This window comes from Microbulbifer maximicatervae (SeqCode) (genome assembly GCF_052467825.1).
Genome location: NZ_CP174327.1, coordinates 3,780,345 through 3,800,864, shown reverse-complemented (window position 1 = coordinate 3,800,864; position 20,520 = coordinate 3,780,345). Strand labels below are relative to the sequence as shown.

16 protein-coding genes and 1 pseudogene are annotated in these 20,520 nt (G+C 48.9%); 12 read left to right on the top strand and 5 right to left on the bottom strand.

Features of this window, described 5'->3' with window-relative positions:
- Window positions 1–93: 93 nt before the first annotated feature.
- Entirely contained in the window at window positions 94–255 is a 162-nt protein-coding gene (locus ACJJII_RS16975; RefSeq protein ID WP_444917049.1) for a hypothetical protein, read from the bottom strand.
- 174 nt (window positions 256–429) lie between these two features.
- Between ACJJII_RS16975 and ACJJII_RS16970 the strand changes: the two genes are divergently transcribed.
- The 8 genes from ACJJII_RS16970 to ACJJII_RS16935 all read left to right on the top strand — a co-directional run bounded on the left by ACJJII_RS16970 (window position 430) and on the right by ACJJII_RS16935 (window position 8,420).
- On the top strand, window positions 430–1,680 hold the full coding sequence (locus tag ACJJII_RS16970; protein WP_444917048.1) for an efflux RND transporter periplasmic adaptor subunit: 1,251 nt from the start codon (window positions 430–432) through the stop codon (window positions 1,678–1,680).
- Window positions 1,681–1,715: 35 nt separating this feature from the next.
- Window positions 1,716–2,432, top strand: a complete 717-nt coding sequence (locus tag ACJJII_RS16965) for an ABC transporter ATP-binding protein (RefSeq protein ID WP_444917047.1) — start codon at window positions 1,716–1,718, stop codon at window positions 2,430–2,432.
- Window positions 2,429–4,864 carry an ABC transporter permease gene (locus tag ACJJII_RS16960; protein WP_444917046.1) on the top strand — a complete coding sequence of 812 codons (2,436 nt, stop codon included), beginning with the start codon at window positions 2,429–2,431 and terminating at the stop codon, window positions 4,862–4,864. The genes ACJJII_RS16965 and ACJJII_RS16960 overlap by 4 nt, the downstream gene beginning before the upstream one ends.
- An 88-nt stretch (window positions 4,865–4,952) precedes the next feature.
- Window positions 4,953–5,861, top strand: coding sequence for an alpha/beta fold hydrolase (locus ACJJII_RS16955; protein ID WP_444917045.1), 909 nt, complete (start codon window positions 4,953–4,955; stop codon window positions 5,859–5,861).
- A gap of 137 nt (window positions 5,862–5,998) precedes the next feature.
- Window positions 5,999–6,370 (top strand): RidA family protein, encoded by a 372-nt coding sequence (locus ACJJII_RS16950; protein WP_444897162.1) that lies wholly within the window; start codon window positions 5,999–6,001, stop codon window positions 6,368–6,370.
- A 73-nt stretch (window positions 6,371–6,443) separates the two neighbouring features.
- Window positions 6,444–7,052: a hypothetical protein gene (locus ACJJII_RS16945; RefSeq protein WP_444917044.1), complete on the top strand. Its 609-nt coding sequence runs from the start codon at window positions 6,444–6,446 to the stop codon at window positions 7,050–7,052.
- 93 nt (window positions 7,053–7,145) lie between these two features.
- Window positions 7,146–7,652 (top strand): arsinothricin resistance N-acetyltransferase ArsN1 family B, encoded by a 507-nt coding sequence (locus ACJJII_RS16940; protein ID WP_444917043.1) that lies wholly within the window; start codon window positions 7,146–7,148, stop codon window positions 7,650–7,652.
- Window positions 7,653–8,102: 450 nt separating this feature from the next.
- Entirely contained in the window at window positions 8,103–8,420 is a 318-nt protein-coding gene (locus tag ACJJII_RS16935; RefSeq protein ID WP_413665654.1) for a heavy metal-binding domain-containing protein, read from the top strand.
- Between the two features lie 12 nt (window positions 8,421–8,432).
- Here ACJJII_RS16935 and ACJJII_RS16930 read toward each other — a convergent pair whose 3' ends face one another.
- Window positions 8,433–9,494, bottom strand: coding sequence for an FAD-dependent oxidoreductase (locus ACJJII_RS16930; RefSeq protein ID WP_413665653.1), 1,062 nt, complete (start codon window positions 9,492–9,494; stop codon window positions 8,433–8,435).
- A 273-nt stretch (window positions 9,495–9,767) separates the two neighbouring features.
- Here ACJJII_RS16930 and ACJJII_RS16925 point away from each other — a divergent pair, with 273 nt between their 5' ends.
- Window positions 9,768–10,187, top strand: a complete 420-nt coding sequence (locus ACJJII_RS16925; protein ID WP_413665652.1) for a hypothetical protein — start codon at window positions 9,768–9,770, stop codon at window positions 10,185–10,187.
- Window positions 10,188–10,407: 220 nt separating this feature from the next.
- Here ACJJII_RS16925 and ACJJII_RS16920 read toward each other — a convergent pair whose 3' ends face one another.
- Window positions 10,408–10,548, bottom strand: coding sequence for a hypothetical protein (locus ACJJII_RS16920; protein ID WP_444917042.1), 141 nt, complete (start codon window positions 10,546–10,548; stop codon window positions 10,408–10,410).
- 374 nt (window positions 10,549–10,922) lie between these two features.
- Between ACJJII_RS16920 and ACJJII_RS16915 the strand changes: the two genes are divergently transcribed.
- The 3 genes from ACJJII_RS16915 to pbpC all read left to right on the top strand — a co-directional run bounded on the left by ACJJII_RS16915 (window position 10,923) and on the right by pbpC (window position 18,865).
- Window positions 10,923–11,081 carry a hypothetical protein gene (locus ACJJII_RS16915; RefSeq protein ID WP_282932647.1) on the top strand — a complete coding sequence of 53 codons (159 nt, stop codon included), beginning with the start codon at window positions 10,923–10,925 and terminating at the stop codon, window positions 11,079–11,081.
- A gap of 297 nt (window positions 11,082–11,378) precedes the next feature.
- Window positions 11,379–16,502: an alpha-2-macroglobulin family protein gene (locus ACJJII_RS16910; protein ID WP_444917041.1), complete on the top strand. Its 5,124-nt coding sequence runs from the start codon at window positions 11,379–11,381 to the stop codon at window positions 16,500–16,502.
- Window positions 16,499–18,865, top strand: a complete 2,367-nt coding sequence (gene pbpC / locus ACJJII_RS16905; RefSeq protein ID WP_444917040.1) for a penicillin-binding protein 1C — start codon at window positions 16,499–16,501, stop codon at window positions 18,863–18,865. Before ACJJII_RS16910 ends, pbpC begins: the two co-directional genes overlap by 4 nt.
- 65 nt (window positions 18,866–18,930) lie before the next feature.
- On the opposite strand, the gene ACJJII_RS16900 is transcribed toward pbpC, so the two are convergent.
- Together ACJJII_RS16900 and ACJJII_RS16895 are read right to left on the bottom strand one after the other, a co-directional pair.
- Complete coding sequence (locus ACJJII_RS16900) at window positions 18,931–19,458, bottom strand: NosD domain-containing protein (RefSeq protein WP_444917039.1); 528 nt, start codon at window positions 19,456–19,458, stop codon at window positions 18,931–18,933.
- 73 nt (window positions 19,459–19,531) lie between these two features.
- Window positions 19,532–20,399: pseudogene (locus ACJJII_RS16895) on the bottom strand (IS3 family transposase).
- Between the last annotated feature and the right edge of the window lie 121 nt (window positions 20,400–20,520).

The window sequence follows — 20,520 nt, the reverse complement described above, 5'->3', positions numbered from 1 at the left end:
AGTGGTTTAGACAATCTACCGGATTCACTAAGCCACGACACCTTTATTCCCGCTACATTTCCACAATTTTACTTGTGAACCTATCATCAAAATTCATTGGGTCATCGTTAAACTTCTTAAGTGACTGCCCACCTCATAATATTCAAATCGTCCTGTATTTCCCCACCATTCACCGCAAGCAACTGGTTCTTGTACCAATTTTCCTGCATTTTCAGCCTCACCTAAAACCCTTTTAAAGCCCTGAGTTTTGATCACAAAAATATGCTCGACAGTACTAATTACAAGATAAAAATCCGCCCTACCTCGGAGTTCCAACAGGAATACACCCGTTTTAAATAGTTATGATTTTCCACCTCTAACTCGCCCCCGCATCAAGGTTTCACAGTAGAAAAGCGTGCAACGATTGCTTAACCAAGGAAACGCCGCAATATGGATATTATTAAACCTAAGAAACGCCCCCTGATTAAGCACCCTTTAATGCTAGGTGGTGCTGCTCTTGCTTTTGTGGCATTTACCAGCACCCTCCTGTTACTTCCTGACAGCGCCTATAAGGTTGAGCGGGAACAGCTGATGTTGGGTACCGTCCAACGGGGAGACCTGCAGGTTGTGGTAGATGGCTACGGTAGGCTGCGTTCAGACAAGCAGACTTTAATTACTGCACTAACCGCAGCGAATGTTGAAAAAATCATGTTGCGTCCCGGTGCAGAAGTACAAAGTGATAGCATCATTATGCAGCTGAGTAATCCAGAGTTAATGCGCGACCTGGATGCAGCCGAAACCTCCCTGGAACAAGAGGAAGCTAATCTGCGCCGGCTTGTTCTGAACAACCAGCGCGATGTGCTCGCGGAGGAAGCCATACTCGCGGAGCTAAACTCCAATTACCAAGTGATCAAGTTGCGTCGCGAAGCTGAGGACGAGCTGGTAAAAAGCGGGGTGGTTTCCCAACTCACCTACCAAACCACCGTCTTACGCCAGGAACAGATGAAAAAACGTGTGGACCTGCAAAAACAGCGTATCAACCACCTGCGCAAAGTCGCCGTCGAATCAGAGTTAATCCAGCGCGAGCAAATCAACCAAGCCCAAACCCAATTGCAAAGTATCCAGCAACGAACAGATCGACTGACCGTACGCGCCGGCCTGGACGGCATACTACAACGGCTGCCAGTAGAGCTGGGGCAAGGTGTCGATCCCGGGCAGGAGTTGGCACTGATCGGCAGCGAGACTGATCTTCTCGCTTTGGTTCAAGTACCACAATCCAAAGCAGAGCAACTGGAGGTTGGCCAGCCCGCTGAAATTGATACCCGCAGAGAAAAAGTCGAGGGCGTGGTAACCCGTATTACTCCTGAGGTTCGGGACGGCAATATTGAAGTGGAAATTGCTTTTAGCGCAGGCGCCCCAGAGTCTGCCAGGCCACAACTCAATGTCGATGCCCGGATCTTCACCGCCACGATGGAAGATACACTGTTCGTCGAGAGACCTATCAATGTGCAAAGGCACAGTGAGACCAACCTCTTCCTGATTAACGAAAACGGGGAGGAAGCGGCACTCCAGCCCATCAGCTTCGGCGAGGAGTCGGGCCGATACATCCAGATCACCCAAGGCGTCAATGAAGCGGACCGCATCATCCTCTCGGATATGGCCAATTTTAATGAAGCTGAGCATATCCAGATTATTGACTAAAGCCTGAAACCCAAAGCGAGAACAGGGAGTTCGCTATGTCCAAGCCAATCCTTCATATGGCCGGGATCACTAAGGTGTTCAGCACCGAAGAAATGGAAACTCACGCCCTGCGGGGCGTTGACCTGAGTATTTACTCGGGGGAATTTGTTTCTATCTGCGGCCCCTCGGGTTGCGGTAAATCCACACTTCTCTCGATTCTCGGCCTGCTGGACCTCCCCACCAGCGGCAGCTATGAGATTGAAGGCACTGAAGTCGCTCAATTGACGCTAAGTGAGGCGGCAACAATTCGTAACGAGAAAGTAGGCTTTATCTTCCAGTCCTTTAACCTGATTGACGAACTCTCTGTCTACGACAATATCGCCCTGCCCCTGCGATACCGACGCAATCCGATTTCCAAGTCTGAAGCCGACAAAAAAGTGAAACACTGCCTGGAGAAGGTGGGGATGAGTCACCGGGCCTCTCACAAACCTAATCAGTTATCCGGTGGCCAACAGCAGCGAATCGCCATAGCCCGCGCGCTAGTTGGCAATCCATCCCTGCTACTGGTGGACGAGCCCACCGGCAACCTGGATTCCCACAATGGCGATGCGGTAATGAAAATGCTGCGGCAGCTCAATAGTGAAGGTACCACCCTGTGCATGGTGACCCATGACCCTCGCTATGCAGATATGGCCAGCCGTCAATTGCATCTGCTGGATGGAAAAATCTCAACGCCGCAGCCCATACTAGAGCCCCATGAGATGGCCCTATGATCACCACAAAGGACCTGTCCATTGCCCTCCAGTCCCTCAATCGGGCGCGGAGCTACGCCACCACTATTATTCTGACCCTGGGTATCACTCTCGGCGCCCTGGTAACACTATTTAATCTCAACTACCAACTGTTAGCCGCACCCCTACCCTACCCGGACGAAGATCGGCTGTATGTCGTGAATGGTAATCTCTACCAGAACAAGCAGCTGCGGCTGGAAAACAACAGCCAATACCCTGCCCTGGTTGAAATCTATAAGAACGATAGTTTCTTCGAGTCCAGCGCCCTGGTGTACTTCTGGGAAGATGTGGTTCGCAATTTATCCGGATCACCACGGATTAATGTTTCCTATGTCTCTCCGGAATATCTCCAGCTGGCTGGAGCACCCCTGGCCCTGGGCAGACAATTCAATGCCGATGAAGGGCTCGACAGCCGAGTCCCTGTGGCGGTTATCAGCTATCAAACCTGGGAGCAGATGTTCCGGCGCAACCCAAATGTCTTGGAGCAAAGCCTGCAATTTGGGGAGGTGGACTTTCGCATTGTCGGCGTCACCGCCAAAGACTTCATTGAACCCCAAATCTATAAGCAGGGCCGGCAAACGGCGGTCTGGCTGCCCTGGGACTTTAACGATACACAAGTAGAGCGCAGAAATAATTGGAGAGGCTTCCTGCCTTTCCGCATGCTCACAGGAAAGCTGAAGCCGGGCATTGACCCCGCCAGTGCGGGGCATGAATTGAGCACATTAATGGATGCCCAGTATCAAGCGGCCCTAGCCGGGAGATCCTCTTCGGTAGAAAGGTCCGTTGAATACCGACTCACCCCCTTCGCCAATAAAATCCTTGGTGACAGCGCCACGCGAACCCTAATGATTATGGGCGGCACACTGGTACTTCTGTTAATTGCTTGCGCCAATGTTACCAACCTGATTCTTTCTCGCGCAGCCAAACAACAACGCAATATGGCGATACAGGTCGCGTTGGGCGCACACAAAAAACATATCTTTTTGGCCCTGCTATGTGAAATCGGCCTACTTATGTTAGGGGCTGCATTACTTTCTCTACTTTTAGCCCTGGGATCGACGGAAGTATTAAAGGTGATGGCTACGGAACAGATTCCTCGCATTCAAGAGCTCACCTTAAACTGGCAGACACTGGTTTTTGCACTGTTGTGTGCCTCACTTCTCGCCCTGTTCTTCTCAGCCATAGTCAGTCGACAGGTTAATTACCGCGCACTGAATCAAATGTTGCAGAGCAGCGGCAAAGGCTCCGGTGTACAAATTTCACCACTGATCCGCAAAGTCCTTATCAGCAGCCAAGTGGCGATGACCAGTTTGCTTATCGTCGCCAGCTTGCAGATTTTCCTGCAAGCTAACCGACTGATTAACCAGCCCTTTGGCTTCCCCTTGGACAACGTTCAAGTGATGACTCTGAATATCGGCAATCTTAGGAGCGCCCCCACTGCCGAACGGGAGAGTTACCTGAAGGCCATCAGGCAGAGATTGCTGGAGCACCCTAAAGTACAAAATGCCAGCCTGAGCCTAAACACTCCTATCTCTATCAGCCGGCCACTTTGGACCACATCCCTGAGTCATGATGCCAGCCGACAAAACCCGGTGATGGCCAAGACCACAGTTGTCGACGAAAACTACCTTTCCATTTTGCGTATGCCACTGGTAGCTGGCCGCCATATCAATGCGGCTGAGTTTTCCGATAACAATCACATGATGCTCGTCAACGAAACCCTGGCCCAGCAACTGGAGCCGGATGGAGAAGTATTAGGCAATCGCTACTACTGGCGAGGTGACTTGCCCTACCAAGTGGTCGGTGTAGTACGCAACGCAAGCCTGCCCGGCAAAAAGGAACCCGCCCGCTTATTTGTGCGCGGTATCAACGTGAGCTATCCCCTACTCGTACTTAGACATAAGTCTCACCAACCGCTCAGCACCACAGAGATTAATCGGGAGTTTGCCGAAGTAAACAGGCAGTACAAAGTTTCTGAGCTATTCACCCTGGAGCAGGCGCGAGACCTACTCCTAAGCAATGACCGGGTCTCAGTTTGGGTAACCACCGCCCTGACATTACTGGCACTTAGCCTCGCTGCCATCGGTATCTTTGGAGTGCTCAGTTACAGTGTACAACTGCGGCGTACTGAGCTTGGCGTGCGCATGGCAATCGGCGCCCGCCCAGCGACGATTTTCTATCACACCCTGATCGATAGCCTGATTCCCGTCGTTATCGGTATCGCTGTAGCGACTTTGGTCCTAGTCCCTCTGGCGCTTTGGCTTGAGCAAAGCGAGTTCAGTATTGAAACCAGCCTATGGGGCTGGCTGCTACCACCATTGCTTATTATCGGCCTAACCGCCTCGGTGACCCTGCTTTCAGTATGGAAGATAATCAACAAGCCCGCGATTTACGCATTGCAAGGAACAGGATAATTACTTTCCACCTGTAGCCGCTGCTTGAGGTTGCGCGCTCATCGTGCAATCTTTACAGCAAATACAACAATAAGAAATGGAACAGCCAATGCAGCCTCAGCAGTGGTTATCAAACGGAAGGATTTTTGATTATCAAAACCACCAACTCTTCTATGTCGATAGCAACCCAAGCTGCCGACATAAACCAGTACTGCTTTTGATTCACGGTTTTCCAACCAGTAGTTTTGACTGGCAAAAGGTATGGGCCCAACTGACAGCGGACTATCGCTGTATTGCTATGGATATGCTGGGATTCGGTTACTCAGACAAACCCAAGCAGCATAACTACAGTATCCACGGGCAAGCTGATTTACATGAAGCCCTTCTTCAACATTTAAACATCAACAAGGTCCACCTGCTGGCCCATGACTATGGGGATACCGTTGCCCAGGAGTTACTCGCCAGAGCCAATAGCGGTGGTACCACGAGGTATACCTCAGCATGCCTACTGAATGGCGGTCTATTTCCAGAAACTCATCAAGCGCGTTTCGTACAAAAACTGCTGCTCTCTCCCGCAGGCTTCCTGATCAACAAACTGATGAATTACCGGCAGTTTTGCCGCAGCTTCAGCGCCATTTTCGGACCCGACACACAACCCTCTGACAGAGAATTGCGAGACTTGTGGCAAATTCTCCAATATAAGAATGGTAACCGGCTCCTCTATAAACTAATCAGCTATATGCGCGACAGGCGCCAACATCGTCAGCGCTGGGTCGACGCCCTAAAGCGATACCCCGGCCCCCTATTGCTAATCAATGGCTCACTGGACCCAGTTTCAGGGAAGCATATGGTGGATCGATTTCGTCAAGTGATTGATCGTCCAGCAGATATTGTTGAGCTGGGAACGATTGGGCATTATCCCCAGTGGGAGGCTCCTGAAAATGTTGGGAATGAATATCTAAAATTCCTAAAAATACACCAGAACAACCCTTTCTTACTTTCTACACTATCGGATTAAAGTAAACTACTAGGGTAATGAGAGCTAATCATAGTAGCAATGCCGACACACTAGCCACTAGTAGTAATAACTAAGACTGGAATCTTCCTGTTTTAATTTAGTAAATCACCCAATTACAGAGCACAAAAGTAGATAGAATGATCGAAAGGATAAACTACCAAGACCTTCCCCAAGCTGCAGGCCCTTATGTACACGCAACAAAGCACAACAACACCCTATACATATCTGGCCTTACAGCGTATGAAACCGAAGTACAATCTTCTAGTTTGATTGCTCAGACTACTGAAATACTTTCCCAGCTTTCAATAATCCTTGATTGCGAGGGACTGGTAAAAAATAATTTAGTCAAACTAACAATCTTTGTTCGCGATATTGGCAGTTTAACATCCATTCGAGAGCTACTTTTTCAATTTTACGAAGAAAGTTTACCCGCTTGTTCATTGGTGGAAGTTTCAAAACTAATACATCCAGATTTACTAGTAGAAATAGAAGCTATAGCAGCCCTTTAGCGATGAAACTTGCAAAATTTCACAACATTTATCTTACACTTCACGCACGAAAAGCGAGACCCAACATTTGAGTATGAGACACTTAACGACAAAAGCCATTACTATTCTATATTGCATTTCGGCCCAATATTCTATTGCTAGTAATGAAGTAACAATACATGAAATACCAAAGGAGAAGGTTGCACAGGAAAATAAACTGCTCACTGATTTATTCACCCAAGACCAAAGCGCGCGCATTGCCCCCCACCGTGACATTGACTGGAAATCACTAAATCATGAAGACAAAACCCGGCGGATAAAAGTCTTAAAAATGCTTGAGAATGGGCATATTAGAACGTCAAAGGATTACTATCATGCAGCACTTATCTTCCAGCATGGTAATAAGTCAGAAGATATAAGACTGGCCCATGCTCTTGCCACTATTGCAGCAACCCTGATAGAGGATAAGAATAAAGCTAATTGGCTAAAAGCGGCCACTTGGGATCGCTTAATGATGAATCTTGGTCGGCCACAGTGGTACGGCACTCAGTTTGTTAAGGATGACTCTGGAAACTGGAGCCTTTATAACATTGATTCTGATATAGTTTCTGATCAACAGCGAATAGATTGGTCCGTTCGTACACTAGAAGAATCAAAAGCCATGGAAAAGTCGCTAAATAGTAAAAAGAAAAGTAAGCATTAATAAAGCTTTACAGAGCCAGCCAGCGGGTATCTGGCTAGTCAGTTCACCACCAATCTCTGGCCAATGCTATCAACCATAGGGAGAGACAACAGTATGATACGAGCAGTTAAAGCTTCTGACTCTGCTGGGATTGCTAAAATCTACAATTACTATGTGGAGAATACCTGTATCACTTTTGAGGTAGAGCCAGTTTCTGCAGAAATTATCGCCGACCGAGTCGAAGAATGCTCAAAAAACAATCTTCCCTGGTTAGTTGCTGAGAATGAGGGCCGTTTAATTGGCTATTGTTATGCCAGTAAATGGAAAGGACGCTGTGCTTACCAGTATTCGGTGGAGGCTACCGTGTACTTGGACACAAACTATTCTTCTAAAGGCTGGGGCTCGAAGCTCTATAATGAACTGTTTAAACAGTTAAGTGAACTCAATGTCCACGCAGTAATCTGCGGCATAGCTCTACCAAATGCAGGCAGCGTAGCACTTCATGAGAAGTTTGGAATGGAAAAAGTTGCTCATTTCAGAGAAGTCGGCCGAAAATTTAACCAGTGGATAGATGTTGGTTATTGGCAGTGCTTACTCCCCTTAAGAAAGGAGAAAGCATGAAATAAGCACATCATGAGGGAGTACATTTTAAGCAACTTTTATGTACCCACATTAACCCCACTAGGGATTTTTAACCTAAATTTTACCAAATTTTCTCTAATCTAAGGTCATAACTGCGCGCTTTTGCGCAGCAAGGGCTATTACATTGAGTAGCCGAGACTTTATTGAGGGCACTGATCTCCCTCCCAATTTATACCCAAAATAAAAGTGGACAACTTACGATCGAGAAAACTGTAGCAATTACTGGATTGTATGATCATTACACTTTTCACCCCGGAACCCTACCTCATTTAATGTAAGATTAAAGCTAAAATCCAGAAAAGACACAATAGCTAAAAACAAACATTCGACCACCATCAAACAATTAAATATATTCGCATAACGGATCCAGGTTAGGGTAAGATCACCAATAGAGCCAAAAATATAGGTAATTATAATTAAGGGAATGATATGATTTTTTCAACTACAGAAACAGTACCAGGAAGAGAAATATCGGAGGTGCTGGATATCGTTACGGGCAACGTTGTTCAATCAAAACATATCGGCCGTGACTTAATGGCAGGTATTAAGAGTATTGTCGGTGGAGAGATACGAGGCTATACGGAAATGCTGACCGAAGCGAGAAACAAAGCTTTTCAAAGATTGAGTGACAGTGCCCGGCAAAAAGGCGCTGATGCCGTGGTAGGAATTCGTTTTACTACAAGTGCAATTATGGATGGCTCCTCAGAAATTCTTGTTTTTGGTACAGCTGTAAAACTAAAAAAATAGGTTGGAATGCCCCTAAAGTTCTACCGCAAACTGCCCCAGTTTTCTCCGCACCGCAGGAATAGAACTGGCGGCAGCGATTAACGCTCGAAATTCAAATCTTGCTTTCAGGGATTGTCCAGTGATCATTTTCCGGCCACGCTCAGTAACCTCAATAACCTTTTTATCTTCTTGGTGGCGCAAATCAGAGTAGCCTAGGAGCTGCCCCTCAGTGATCCGTTTTGCCAATTCGGCTGCATCAGCTATCCCAAGGTTCATACCACGACCTCCAACCGGAGAGTGGCAATGGGCAGCATCCCCAGCTAGATGTATCCTGCCCTTTGAGTAAGTTTCCGCTTGCCGAATTGAGATTTTAAAGGTTCCCTCCCGCCGAACCCTCTTAACATCCACCGCCATCGGAAATGCTTTAATTGCATTATCACAGCTAGCTACCAGACGGTGTCGGCCTTCTCCCAATGGCACGGCAACAGCGACCACGCCAGATTCCATTTTGACCAAGGTAAACTTTCTTTTAGGAGGCCAATCCCCTGTATCAACATCCGCGATTGACCACACTTCTTCCAAGTCAAATCCAGGATAACTGATACCTGCAGCTTCACGAACAGTACTGCGAATACCATCCGCTCCTACGACCAGGTCAAATTGCTCCTCTTCACCATTATCAAAAAAAGCCACTACCCCACTCTTTTCCTCGGTAAGGGTTTTGAGTTCTTTCCTATATTCAACTTCGACTCCCATACCAAATAAAACCTGAGCCATGAGAGCTTCAGTTCTGTCTTGAGGAAGTCCAAGAATGGCGGGGAAATAAGTCCGATCGGAATGAAGGGGGAACTCTAGTGCTAAATGCGTATTTAGGTAAATGCATGCGCTCTGAACAGCGATCCCCTCAGCAATCAACTTTTCAGAAACGCCAGAGTGAGAAAGCAACTCAAGGCTGCGAGAAGTAACTCCCACTGCTCGACTAAGGGTTGACGCGCTATCCCGGCGGTCCACAATTCTTGGCAGTAGCCCTCGCCGAGCAAGCTCGACCGCTGTTGTAAGGCCCGTGGGCCCAGCCCCAACAATCAGTACTTTCACAGGCTACCTCAAATAACCCCACCTAACAGTAAGATAGTACATATGAAAGAGTAAGGGTGACTAGCTGGTCTGAGGCTCTTCATAAAAAACCTCGGCCGCTATCTGTGATCTCTTCACAGCAATACCAGTCACCGCTTGGTGAGTACGTGCTTAAACTTGCGAAGTCGAAACCTCTAATATCTGGCAACGATCTACAGAAGACTCGTCTTGCCAATAAGTACCCAATGTTATATCGATATTTTTTATGTTTCAGCTCTAGGGTATAATTTCTAAATGATTACACCACTTTACGATGATGTACATGGACTCGCACTTGAGATAGTCAATAAATCCGCCTCTGGGGATAAAGCTGGGTGCCAAGACTCCCTCAACTCGCTAGAGAGACTATGCGCAAAATATGCCGGAGGCGAGCTAGACCATCCCCTACAGTGGGAGGCTCTGGGTGATTTTTCAGAAAGCTGTGAGGATGCAATACAGGCATACACCCAGGGACTTAACTGCTCCATAAAATTAGATCTCCCTTTGTATTCAGCTTCAATTGCCCTGGAAATGGCTGAATGTTTTTTGAGACTAAACAATCAAGATAAAGCCTTGAAATTTGCCCATAAAGCACGTATCTATTCTGTCAGTACAGAGGATTATGAACTACAAGAATCCATTAACAATTTCCTTAGAAATCTTATACAGGTTTAGTTTACCCTTAAAGACCATCCAAGCTGAGTTATCATAGTTAACTAAAACAATGATTCTAAGATCACTGATTACTTCTATATTAGTCAGCCTAAGTTACACTCTGGCTGCACATTACATTTACGATAACTCTTTTGGTGAAGGTGAAATTCTGAAGCTCCAGGCCTCTATATTGATGTTTCAAGCTTCAGTCGTTTTCATACCTACATTCACTGCCTGCTTACTAGCCACATTCTGGCAAAACAAACTCAATAGAAAGACAAAATAAGACATTCTGTATGCCCCCAGCTTCAAGCATCATGGCTACCGCTTCAAAAATCAGCCTTTGTCTTATAGCAAGTTCAATAGCAACTCTTATTTCCATTATGGAGTACTGGCGAGGGCTTAATGATAACGAACTACTTCTAGCCAAAAGTGTCTCCGCTGTAACAGCTGCCAGGCAAAGCGGCCCAAAGTATTTAGAACCGACGCTAGTTGCCGGAAATGGTGGTGTTACCGAAGTTCAAGTCATCTTGATGGCTCTAGGCTTATCAGCACTTTTGGCCTTAAGTTCGCTGATAGTGGTGACGATTTACAGGGTCAGGCATGGCCATCACAAACTCTATCTGCCGTTAGCTTTTTGTTCCACAGCTCTATGCTTGGGTATTATTTATGTTGGGTTTAAGTCCGGTATTCAGTATAGTCTTTGTAGTAGGACAAGCTTAGGCTAGAACTGAGGCATAACAAAGGAATATCAAAGTGAAAAGAATTGCCACCGCACTGCTATTTTTATTTGCGGCAATTGCCTGCTACGCTTTCGGAGTCCCTGTGGGAGGAGTAATCTTCCTTGCTCTTGGCATTATCTTTGAAGGGATCTTCTGGATTAAGCTATTTAAACGTAAAAAGAAGCCAACATAGGTGTAGTGATACAACGTTATTTCGGCTAGATTCAATTGAACTAGTGATTATCGAATAAACTACACGCCTCAACCTGGCACCATAGAACAGGAAGGTCGCTTACTCCCTAAGCCACCTAATTGCCATCCCATCATTCTATAAATTTATTTTCCAGCCATCAGTAATCCCCACCTCACTATTGGTACACACTTGCATCAGGAATAGATACCGAGCACGGAAACCATGGAGGAAACTTGAGACATATTTAAAGACGGACTAAATTGTGCGTCGCTAAATGGATTCTATAAGGAAATACCCATGTCCCTTCACCGCTCACCACGCTGGATTGCGGTCATTCTTCTTTGTCTTATTGCTATGGCTTGCTCACAAGAAAAGTCAGAGAAGAAACTCGCTGACACCCCCAAGCTTGCGGAAGGCGGGAGCCTTGAAGAGGGTAACAACCAGGCACAAGCTCTCAGCCCCACTGAGAAAGTGCATAAAAAAGAAGCGGCCTCTTCTAGTAAAATAAGCCCGAAAGCTGATGAAGTTCAGCGCACTTCTAAAACTAATTCTACTGAGCTGACAGAGAATGATGCTACCCCTGCACAAGTCACAGCCAGTGCCAGTACTCAAATCTCCGGGGATCACTTTCTAAAGGTCCTCCATGTTGGGGAGCGGACGTTTAAAGATGCACGGGCCATCGCTGTTATCTTTTCTGAACCTTTACTGGGCAATGCCCATTTTGGCTCCTACTTGAATCTATCCCGTGACGATGGCGAGCGTGTAGATGGTGGTTGGGTTCTCTCCGATAACCAGAAAATTCTCTATTTTCTTCATATTGAACCAGATACTCGCTATAAACTCACCGTGCTCCCGGGTCTGCCCGGCGAAAACGGCTTGGAGTTACAGGAAGAGAAACAGGAGAGGATTCGCACCCGACGGATTGAGCCCAGTATCAGCTTTGCCAGCAATGGAAGTATTTTTCCCGCGACGGTAACTCCCGGCCTACCTGTTACTGCAGTCAGTGTTGAGGCTGCACAGATTCACTTCCATAGAGTGAAACCTGAGCATTATTCCGAGTTCTTCAGGCTGATCAAAAGCCAGTCACTTAAATACTACTATCGCTTAAAGTCCCTCAATCAAGTGGCCGATTTTGTCTATAGTGCCCAGTTCGATCTCACCAAGGAGAAATACGTCCAGCGAGATTTCGACCTCTCTATCGGGCATATAAAGCCCCTGCAACAACCAGGAATCTATGTCGCAGTTATGCAGCCGGCAGGCGTGTATGACACTAATCTCTATGATGTCACCCACTTCTCCATCTCCAACTTAGGCCTTCATGCGCGGTACTATCCAAACAGTGTTGACCTCTATGTTTCATCTCTGGATGAAGGGCAGGCTCTTAAGGGCATTGAGGTTGAGCTGCTCAACAACAAAGGGGAGTTAATCCAGCAATACACAACCGACCAAGACGGCCAGGTGCGCTTTGCTCTGACGCAGGAGCAGGAAGACTCACAGCGCTTCTTCATCGCAAGAGATCCTGATACCGGTCACTTCTCCATACTCGACCTACGTGAACCTGCATTGGACCTTTCGGATTTTCAGTTGGGCCAGCGCCCTTCGAGACCGATGGAGTTTTTCATGTATGGCCCGCGAGATCTGTATCGCCCCAATGAATCGATCCAGGTGAGCGGGCTGCTGCGCAATTATGATGGTCGCTATATCAAAGACCTGCCGATCAAGGCAGAACTCATAAAGCCGGACAATACCAGCGCGCGCGCATTCACATGGCACGCCAGCGCGCCCGGATACTACGAAAAGCTTATCCCACTTCCACAAAATGCACCTACCGGTGACTGGCGCCTGGATGTTGAGCTAGCCGATGGGCGCAAAGTGAAATATCCATTTAAGGTAGAAGAATTCTTGCCAGAGCGAATGAAGCTGGTTTTGCAAGACGGTGAAGAGCGCAGTCTGGTAGAGGGCCACAAAGAATCTTTCGAACTTCAAGTAGAAGGTAGTTATCTCTATGGTGCGCCAGCGGCAAAGAACCGCCTGGAAACTCTGGTGCAAATTAGCCACTATCGCGAGCCCTTCCCCCAGTGGAAAGGGTTCTTATTTGGGAACACTAATGAATCTTTGCCCACGCGACAGTTTCATGCGCCTACGATTGAACTCAATGAGGAAGGGTTGAGCAATCTGACCTTGCGCTCCCGTTGGAAACGAGCTAAGAGCCCGCTGAAAATCAACTTGGTTTCCAGCCTGTTCGAATCCGGCGGCCGCCCGGTAACTCGCCAACATCCAGTCCTGGTATGGCCCACACACCCGGTGGTAGGTATTCGCCCAAATTTTGGAGAGGAAAACCCATCGGCCAACAGCAGGCCTGAATTTGAAATAGTGGTTGCCGACGCACAGGGCGAGCCTGTTATCGGGCGGGATCTCAAAGCGGTGTTAATTTCCGAAGACCGCCAGTACTTTTGGGAGTACTCTGCAAATCGGGGCTGGCACTATGAATACTCAAGTGCTGAATTTGAAACTTTCAGTCGCCAGCTCCAATTCACCGAAGAGCAGCCCCTGAAGCTCACAGTCCCAGTGGAACACGGCCACTACCGCTTAGAAGTCACTGATACCAATACGGGAGCAACCAGCAGCTTACGCTTCCACGCCGGCCGGGACTGGTATTACTGGTGGCGTAAGGATCAAGTAGCCAAAGGCCAGGCTGCGCGTCCGGATACCGTGGCCCTATCACTGGATAAACCTAGGTACTCTTCTGGAGATCTGGCGCAACTCACCATAGTACCGCCCGCTGACGGAGAGGCGTTGGTGTTGGTGGAGAGCGACCAACTATTGTGGTCCAAACGACTACCTGTAGAAAAGTCGGGCACCAATATCGAAATCCCAATCTCTCCTGAGTGGGATCGCCACGACACCTATATTTCTGTTACGGCTCTGCGCCCTGCGGACAAGAATGAGCGTATCGCCCCCAATCGCGCTTTTGGTCTCGCCCATCTGCCCCTGGATCGCGATCCTCGGCACCTGCCCATTTCACTTGAAGCGCCCACGAGTGCCCTGCCCGGCTCGGAAATTGAAGTTACCATTTCTGCCAACGAAAATTCTATCGAACAAAACGGAGACAAAGCCTGGGCTACCCTGGCCGCCGTCGATGTCGGTGTACTTAATATCACCCGCTTCGAAACCCCGGATCCCTTCGAGGCCTTTTTTGGCCAGCGCCGTTACGGTGTGGATGTAAGGGATATTTATCATCGCATTATTGAATCCAACAGTGGCAAACTGGTGGAGCAACGTTTTGGCGGCGATGCGGAACTGGCCCGAGGCGGCGACGAGCCCAACTCCGACGTTCAAATAGTATCTTTATTCTCAGGACCCGTTGAATTTGATACTCAGGGCCAAGCAAAGGTCGCGCTACAACTACCGGAGTTTAACGGACAGCTGCGCCTGATGGCGGTTTCTTTCAGCAAAGACCGATTCGGTAGCACCGACGGAGAAGTAACAGTCGCCTCACCGGTTGTCACCCAAGCCGCCTTGCCTCGCTTTATGGCCCCTGGTGATAGCAGCACACTGGCCCTTGACCTCAATAACTTAAGTGGCCGCTCCCAGAAACTCACTGTAAATATGCAATCAGTGGGCGCGGTAGATTTGGAAATGGGTGAGCGGATGCTGGAACTGGCGGATGGTGAACGCAAAACTTTGCGCTTCCCTATCACCGCCAAAGATGCCACCGGAGATGCGGAGTTCAAACTGGTCGTGCAGGGTGCCGTCGATAAAGATGGAAATAATATCGATATCGAACAGCAGTGGCGCCTGGGCGTGCGCCCCGCTTGGCCGGCAACCACACGCAACCAGCGCAGACTCCTGTCCCAGGGCGAGAGCTTCAGTGCCGATAGCAGCTTCCTGGATTCCCTAATGCCTGGAACTGTTCAAACCCTGGTATCCCTGGACAGCCGACCGCAACTGCAGTTACAGGATCACCTATCCAACCTCCTGCAATATCCTTACGGCTGCCTGGAACAAACCTCCAGCCGGACCTTCCCGCTAGTCATGGCAACGCCGCAGCGACAGCAAAAACTGGGCCTTGAACCTCTGGATGAGAATGAGCGGGCCGAGCGTATCGACGCAGGTATTGAACGCATTTTCAGCATGCAAAAAGGGAACGGCAGCTTTGGCCTATGGAATTCCGAGTCTTCCGAAAGCCAGTGGCTAACCGCCTATGTAGTCGATCTTCTATTGCGGGCCCGGGACCAGGGAATCGTATTTGACGATAACCGCCTGGAATCCGCACTCAAGCGCCTGCAGGATTACGCCCGTGAGCGCGGTACTTTCTATCAGCAACGCTATAGCTATAGTCCCGATTTCTATGCTTATGCCTCAAGAGCTTACGCTGCCTATGTGCTCTCACGAGTACAGAAAGTGTCTCTCGGGCAACTGCGTACCCTTTATGAAAGCGGCTCTAGCCTGACCCAATCTCCCTTGCCAAATCTGCATATGGCAATCGCTTTGCACACCATGGGCGATGCCACCCTGGCCCAGGAGGCCCTGCAAAAAGCGCTTAAAATCGAGCGCAAACGCCGCAGCTACTATGGCGATTATGGGTCAGACCTACGGGATACGGCCCAAATGATCTCCCTGCTCCTAGAGCACAATTTCGCAGGTGATAAAACGGAATCCCTGGTGTTCGAGCTGGCCGATCTTCTCCACGGTCGCCAATACCTCAGCACCCAGGAGCGCAATAGTGTGTTTATGGCTGGAGCACAGTTGCAACTCAATAGCAGCGCAAACTGGTCCGCGACTTTGGCCAGTATTAATGGCTTGCGCGAGCTCAATAGCGATAACCCGCACAGCGCATTATTCCGCGGGCGCGAAGCCGCCAGCGCACTTGAGGTAACTGCACAGATAGAAAAGCTCTATTCAGCAATTACCATCAATGGTTACAGCAAGAAGTCACCTGAGCCGGTGATGGATAAAGGTGTCAGAATCAAACGCAGCTACCACAATTTGGATGGCACGGAAGTCATTCCCAACCAAGTTCGAGAGGGTGAGCTTTACCTGGTGCGTTTGCAAATTGATGCGGACCAACGCCTGCCCGACCTACTTGCAGTGGACCTATTGCCCGCAGGTTTTGAGCTGGAGAATCAAAATCTGGCCGACAGTGTCAAAGTGGATGAACTCCAGTTCGATGGCAAAAGTATTGCCCAGTGGCAGGACACCCAGGACAATATCCAACACACTGAATATCGCGATGACCGCTTTGTGGCGGCACTGGATCAGCTGAGATACAAAACCACCAATCTCTTCTATATTGCCCGCGCAGTAACCCCCGGCAACTATCAGGTGCCCCCACCCTACGTAGAGGATATGTACAAACCGGAACGCTTCGCTATCGGTGAAAATCCCCTAACGCAAATGCGGGTAATCGGTAAACAGTGAAGCTGTTGGCCACTATCCGGAGAGCCTGGCAAAGCAGCAGTCGCAGAGTTCGCACACTGCTGCTTGCGCCCGCCGCCCTCACAGCGGTACTGCTACTGCTCGACTTTGCTTTCCCTCCACCTCTTCCCGAAACTCAAGATTTTGCACGGGTCGTTGCAGATCGTTACGGTAAACCACTACGTTTCTTTGCCGACAGTCGCGGAGTTTGGAGATACCCAATATCTCGGGAAAATGTATCGCCGCGCTTTATCGAAGCTCTTCTCACCTACGAAGACCGACACTTCTACCGTCACCCAGGCGTAAACCCGCTCGCCCTATTGCGAGCTTCACTCCAATACCTTCGCAATGGACGAGTCGTTTCCGGCGGTTCCACTCTCACCATGCAGGTAGCGCGACTACTGGACCCACACCGCAAAACTCTGCCGGGCAAAACCAAGCAGATATTGCGTGCATTGCAATTGGAGTGGCACTTCAGCAAGAATGAAATTCTCGATCTATACCTGAACCTCGCACCTTACGGCGGCAATATTGAAGGCGTGGAAGCAGCCAGCCGTCTATACCTGCGTAAATCAGCCTCCGACCTTACCCATGCGGAAGCTGCACTTCTAGCTGTACTGCCTCAGGCTCCGAGTCGCCTCCGGCCAGATCGGCATCCTCTTAAGGCACAAAAAGCCCGGGACAAAGTTCTGGATAGACTGCGGTCATTTACCGTCTGGAGCGCAGAGGATGTTGAGCGCGCTCAACTTGAGCAGGTCTATGCGGAACGCTTGGAATTCCCACAAAACGCCCCGCACCTAGCCCGCAGGCTGGTGAATACCATCAGCGATCAAGAAGTTATCCGCACCACAATCGACGGCAACATCCAGCGCGGATTGGAAGATTTTCTACGCGATCATATGGATAGCTATCCAGCCAAAACATCTGCAGCTGTTGTAGTTTTGGAGAACTCCGATTTATCCGTGCGTGCCTACGTGGGAGCTTCTCATTTTGGTAACGGACGCCGCTATGGCTATGTGGATATGGCCAGGGCTGTGCGCTCACCGGGCTCTACGCTCAAGCCCTTTTTGTACGGACTTGCCATTGATGAGGACCTGATCCACAGCGCCTCCCTGCTCAGCGATGCGCCCCGCATCTACGGCGATTACCGCCCTGAAAATTTCCATCGAGGCTTCGCCGGCCCTGTCACCGCCACTGCCGCCCTTCAGAAATCTCTCAATGTTCCTGCAGTTCAGCTACTGGAACATTACGGCCCCGGTCGATTGGCCACAGCCCTGGAAAATGCCGGACTAGCACTAGAGTTTCCCAGTGGCGGTAGACCCAACTTGGCCATGATTTTGGGGGGCGTAGGTGCTCGTCTTGACCAGCTGGCAGGCATTTATGCCGCACTGGCACGGGGAGGCCAGACTGCAGCTCCCCGCTATTTACCCGAGGAGCCGGTACGTGAAAGGCATCTGATGTCTTCTGAGGCGGCTTGGATTACATTTGAAATGCTCGCTTCCAATCGCGGAGGTTCTCGTCGTTGGCGCAATCTGGTGCGACAAAACAAGGCAGATATCGCCTGGAAAACAGGCACCAGCTACGGCTATCGGGATGCCTGGGCGATTGGCGTAACTCCGGGCTACACCGTCGGCATTTGGGTAGGCCGACCGGATGGCACTCCCCTACCCGGTTACTATGGCTCCATTAGTGCCACACCTCTATTGAACGCAGTTGTCGCCGCATTACCAGACAACAAACAACAGCACCTGAAAAAGCCAGACTCAGTAACTCAAGAGACTATTTGTTGGCCGCTTGGTGGCCAGAAGACGCTCACACAAACCAGCCACTGCCATCTGCAACACAACGCCTGGTTAATCCAAGGGCGCACACCCAGAACACTATCGCCGCAAGGTGAGCCTCTGCGGGCAGCACAAACCTTCAGTTTCTTTGCAAACCGGCAAGGTATGCGGGTAAAGCCCAGTTGTATGGACTCTACTACTCAAAGGCATAGCCTAGCCCTTTGGCCAAAAGAACTGGAATCCTGGCTACCCGCAAACCAAACCCGGGCCCAACAAATTCCTCCGACGGCTCCCGAGTGTTACACCCCGACTGCAACAACAGGGACTCCACTAAAGATTATCGGAGCTGGAGATGGTAACCAGTATCGACCTACCGGCAAAAATGCCCCACTTCCGCGTTTAACTCTGAGCGCGATTGGCGGACAGAGAAAGCGCTATTGGTTCCTAAACGGTGAGCCCAAGGGCGAAACCCTCGGAAACGAAAACCTGGCACTACTTCCGGGAAGTGGTAAGCACCAAATTGCTGTACTGGATGCTAGCGGGAACGTCGATCGGATTGAGATTTTTGTGGGAGTTGGCGATTGATCATGGTTAGAAGCCGTCTCCCAACATAAATTCTTAGTGTTGGCCGCACAGCCCAAACCATCACATCAAGGGTCTACACAAACCCCGCCTGAAGTATCAAGCACCTTGCCTGTCCAAATGTTCAGGCAAGGTGCAGAATTAAGATCTTGCAAATCAAAAGCAACGTTATCCGCTGCCTGATTTCCTATAATCCTGTTACCTGATTGCCCTAAAGCAGACATATAAATACCTACGCTCCCAGGAACATTATCCTCAACAAAATTATATGCAATTAATTTATTGGAAAATTCAATTACTTTGCCTGAATTCAAACTTGAATAAATAAGGTTTAGTAGAATCACAGAGCTATTAGATATGACTTCCAAGAGAATCCCCTCAAATTCATTTAGCCCCAGCTTATTTGAAGAGATCGCATTGATACTGCCTGTCACAACAACACCCACGTTCGCATTATTCATAATAACTGACTGAAACAAGTTACTGTTATTTCCAGGAATTACTACGCTCAGAATCATATTATCAGCGACATTAACGCCAACAATATTATGGGATTCCTCGGACACAACCATATCTGTACCATAGTTAGTGATCAAATCATCCTGTCAGGTTTGCAGCCGTCACCTATAGCCAGATGATCCTACCCATCAACAACGAACACACTACCTACTAAGCGACTAATTGTTCCTCAAACGCCTCAGGGCTGAGATTGCCATTGGTGCTGTATAGGCGATTTCGATTGTAGTCTATCTCTATATACTCAAATGCGGTTTCTTGCATGAGGTACCTTGTGGGAAAGCGGTTACCATGAATTGCTTCTATTTTAAGTGAGTGGAGGAACGTTTCTACACAAGCGTTATCATAGCAATTACCTTTGGCACTCATGCTGCACCGCAGATCATACGCTGTAATTAAAGATTGATAATTTTTAGAGTAATACTAGTTTCTCTTGTCAGCATTGATTTTTTGCTCGAGCAGATTTGGGGCCACTGGCGAACCGTGTTTCGAGTAGGTTGTGTTTGCTGCTTTAGCCCGTAGGCCCTGTCGACGCATGCTGGCAGCAATTGTTTTTTAATTATATATACTCCCCTCACTGACCAACCCCATCGTCAGGCGAGGGGCGCCACTTCGTTCCTTGCTGGCTATAAAGCGCTGCCGTAGCAAGTTATCAAGCTGTATTCGATACTACCGGTGCTTGGATTGGTCAGCCGACCTTGACCCCCATCTGTAAAACCCACTGCGAGATACGCCCAATACTTTGGCCATCACTTTGAGCCTGAATTCATGCCTGTACTTTTGTATGAAGACGTACCTCATTTCAGGCTCTTTGCAAAGTACGCTGCGGCCTTTTCAAAGATCACCAGCTCCTCTGCCTGCTCAGCTAGCTGCCGCTTAAGTCGAGTATTTAATGTGGCTAGCTCTCTCTCGGTATCCCCTCGGCTACGATGTAGCTTAGCCTTACTCGCCATCCGTAAATCTGGAAAGGATGCAACCCAAGTTGTTTGGCGGCAACGCTTACACCGAACTTGAGCGCCAGTGCTAGGGCATCTTTTCTATACTTCTATGAGTATTGTTTACGAGTGGTTTTGGTTGGTTTACTTGGTCTTGTCATAGAGCACCTCTGTTGCGCAGTTTATCGCTTAAGAGAGTGTCCTTCA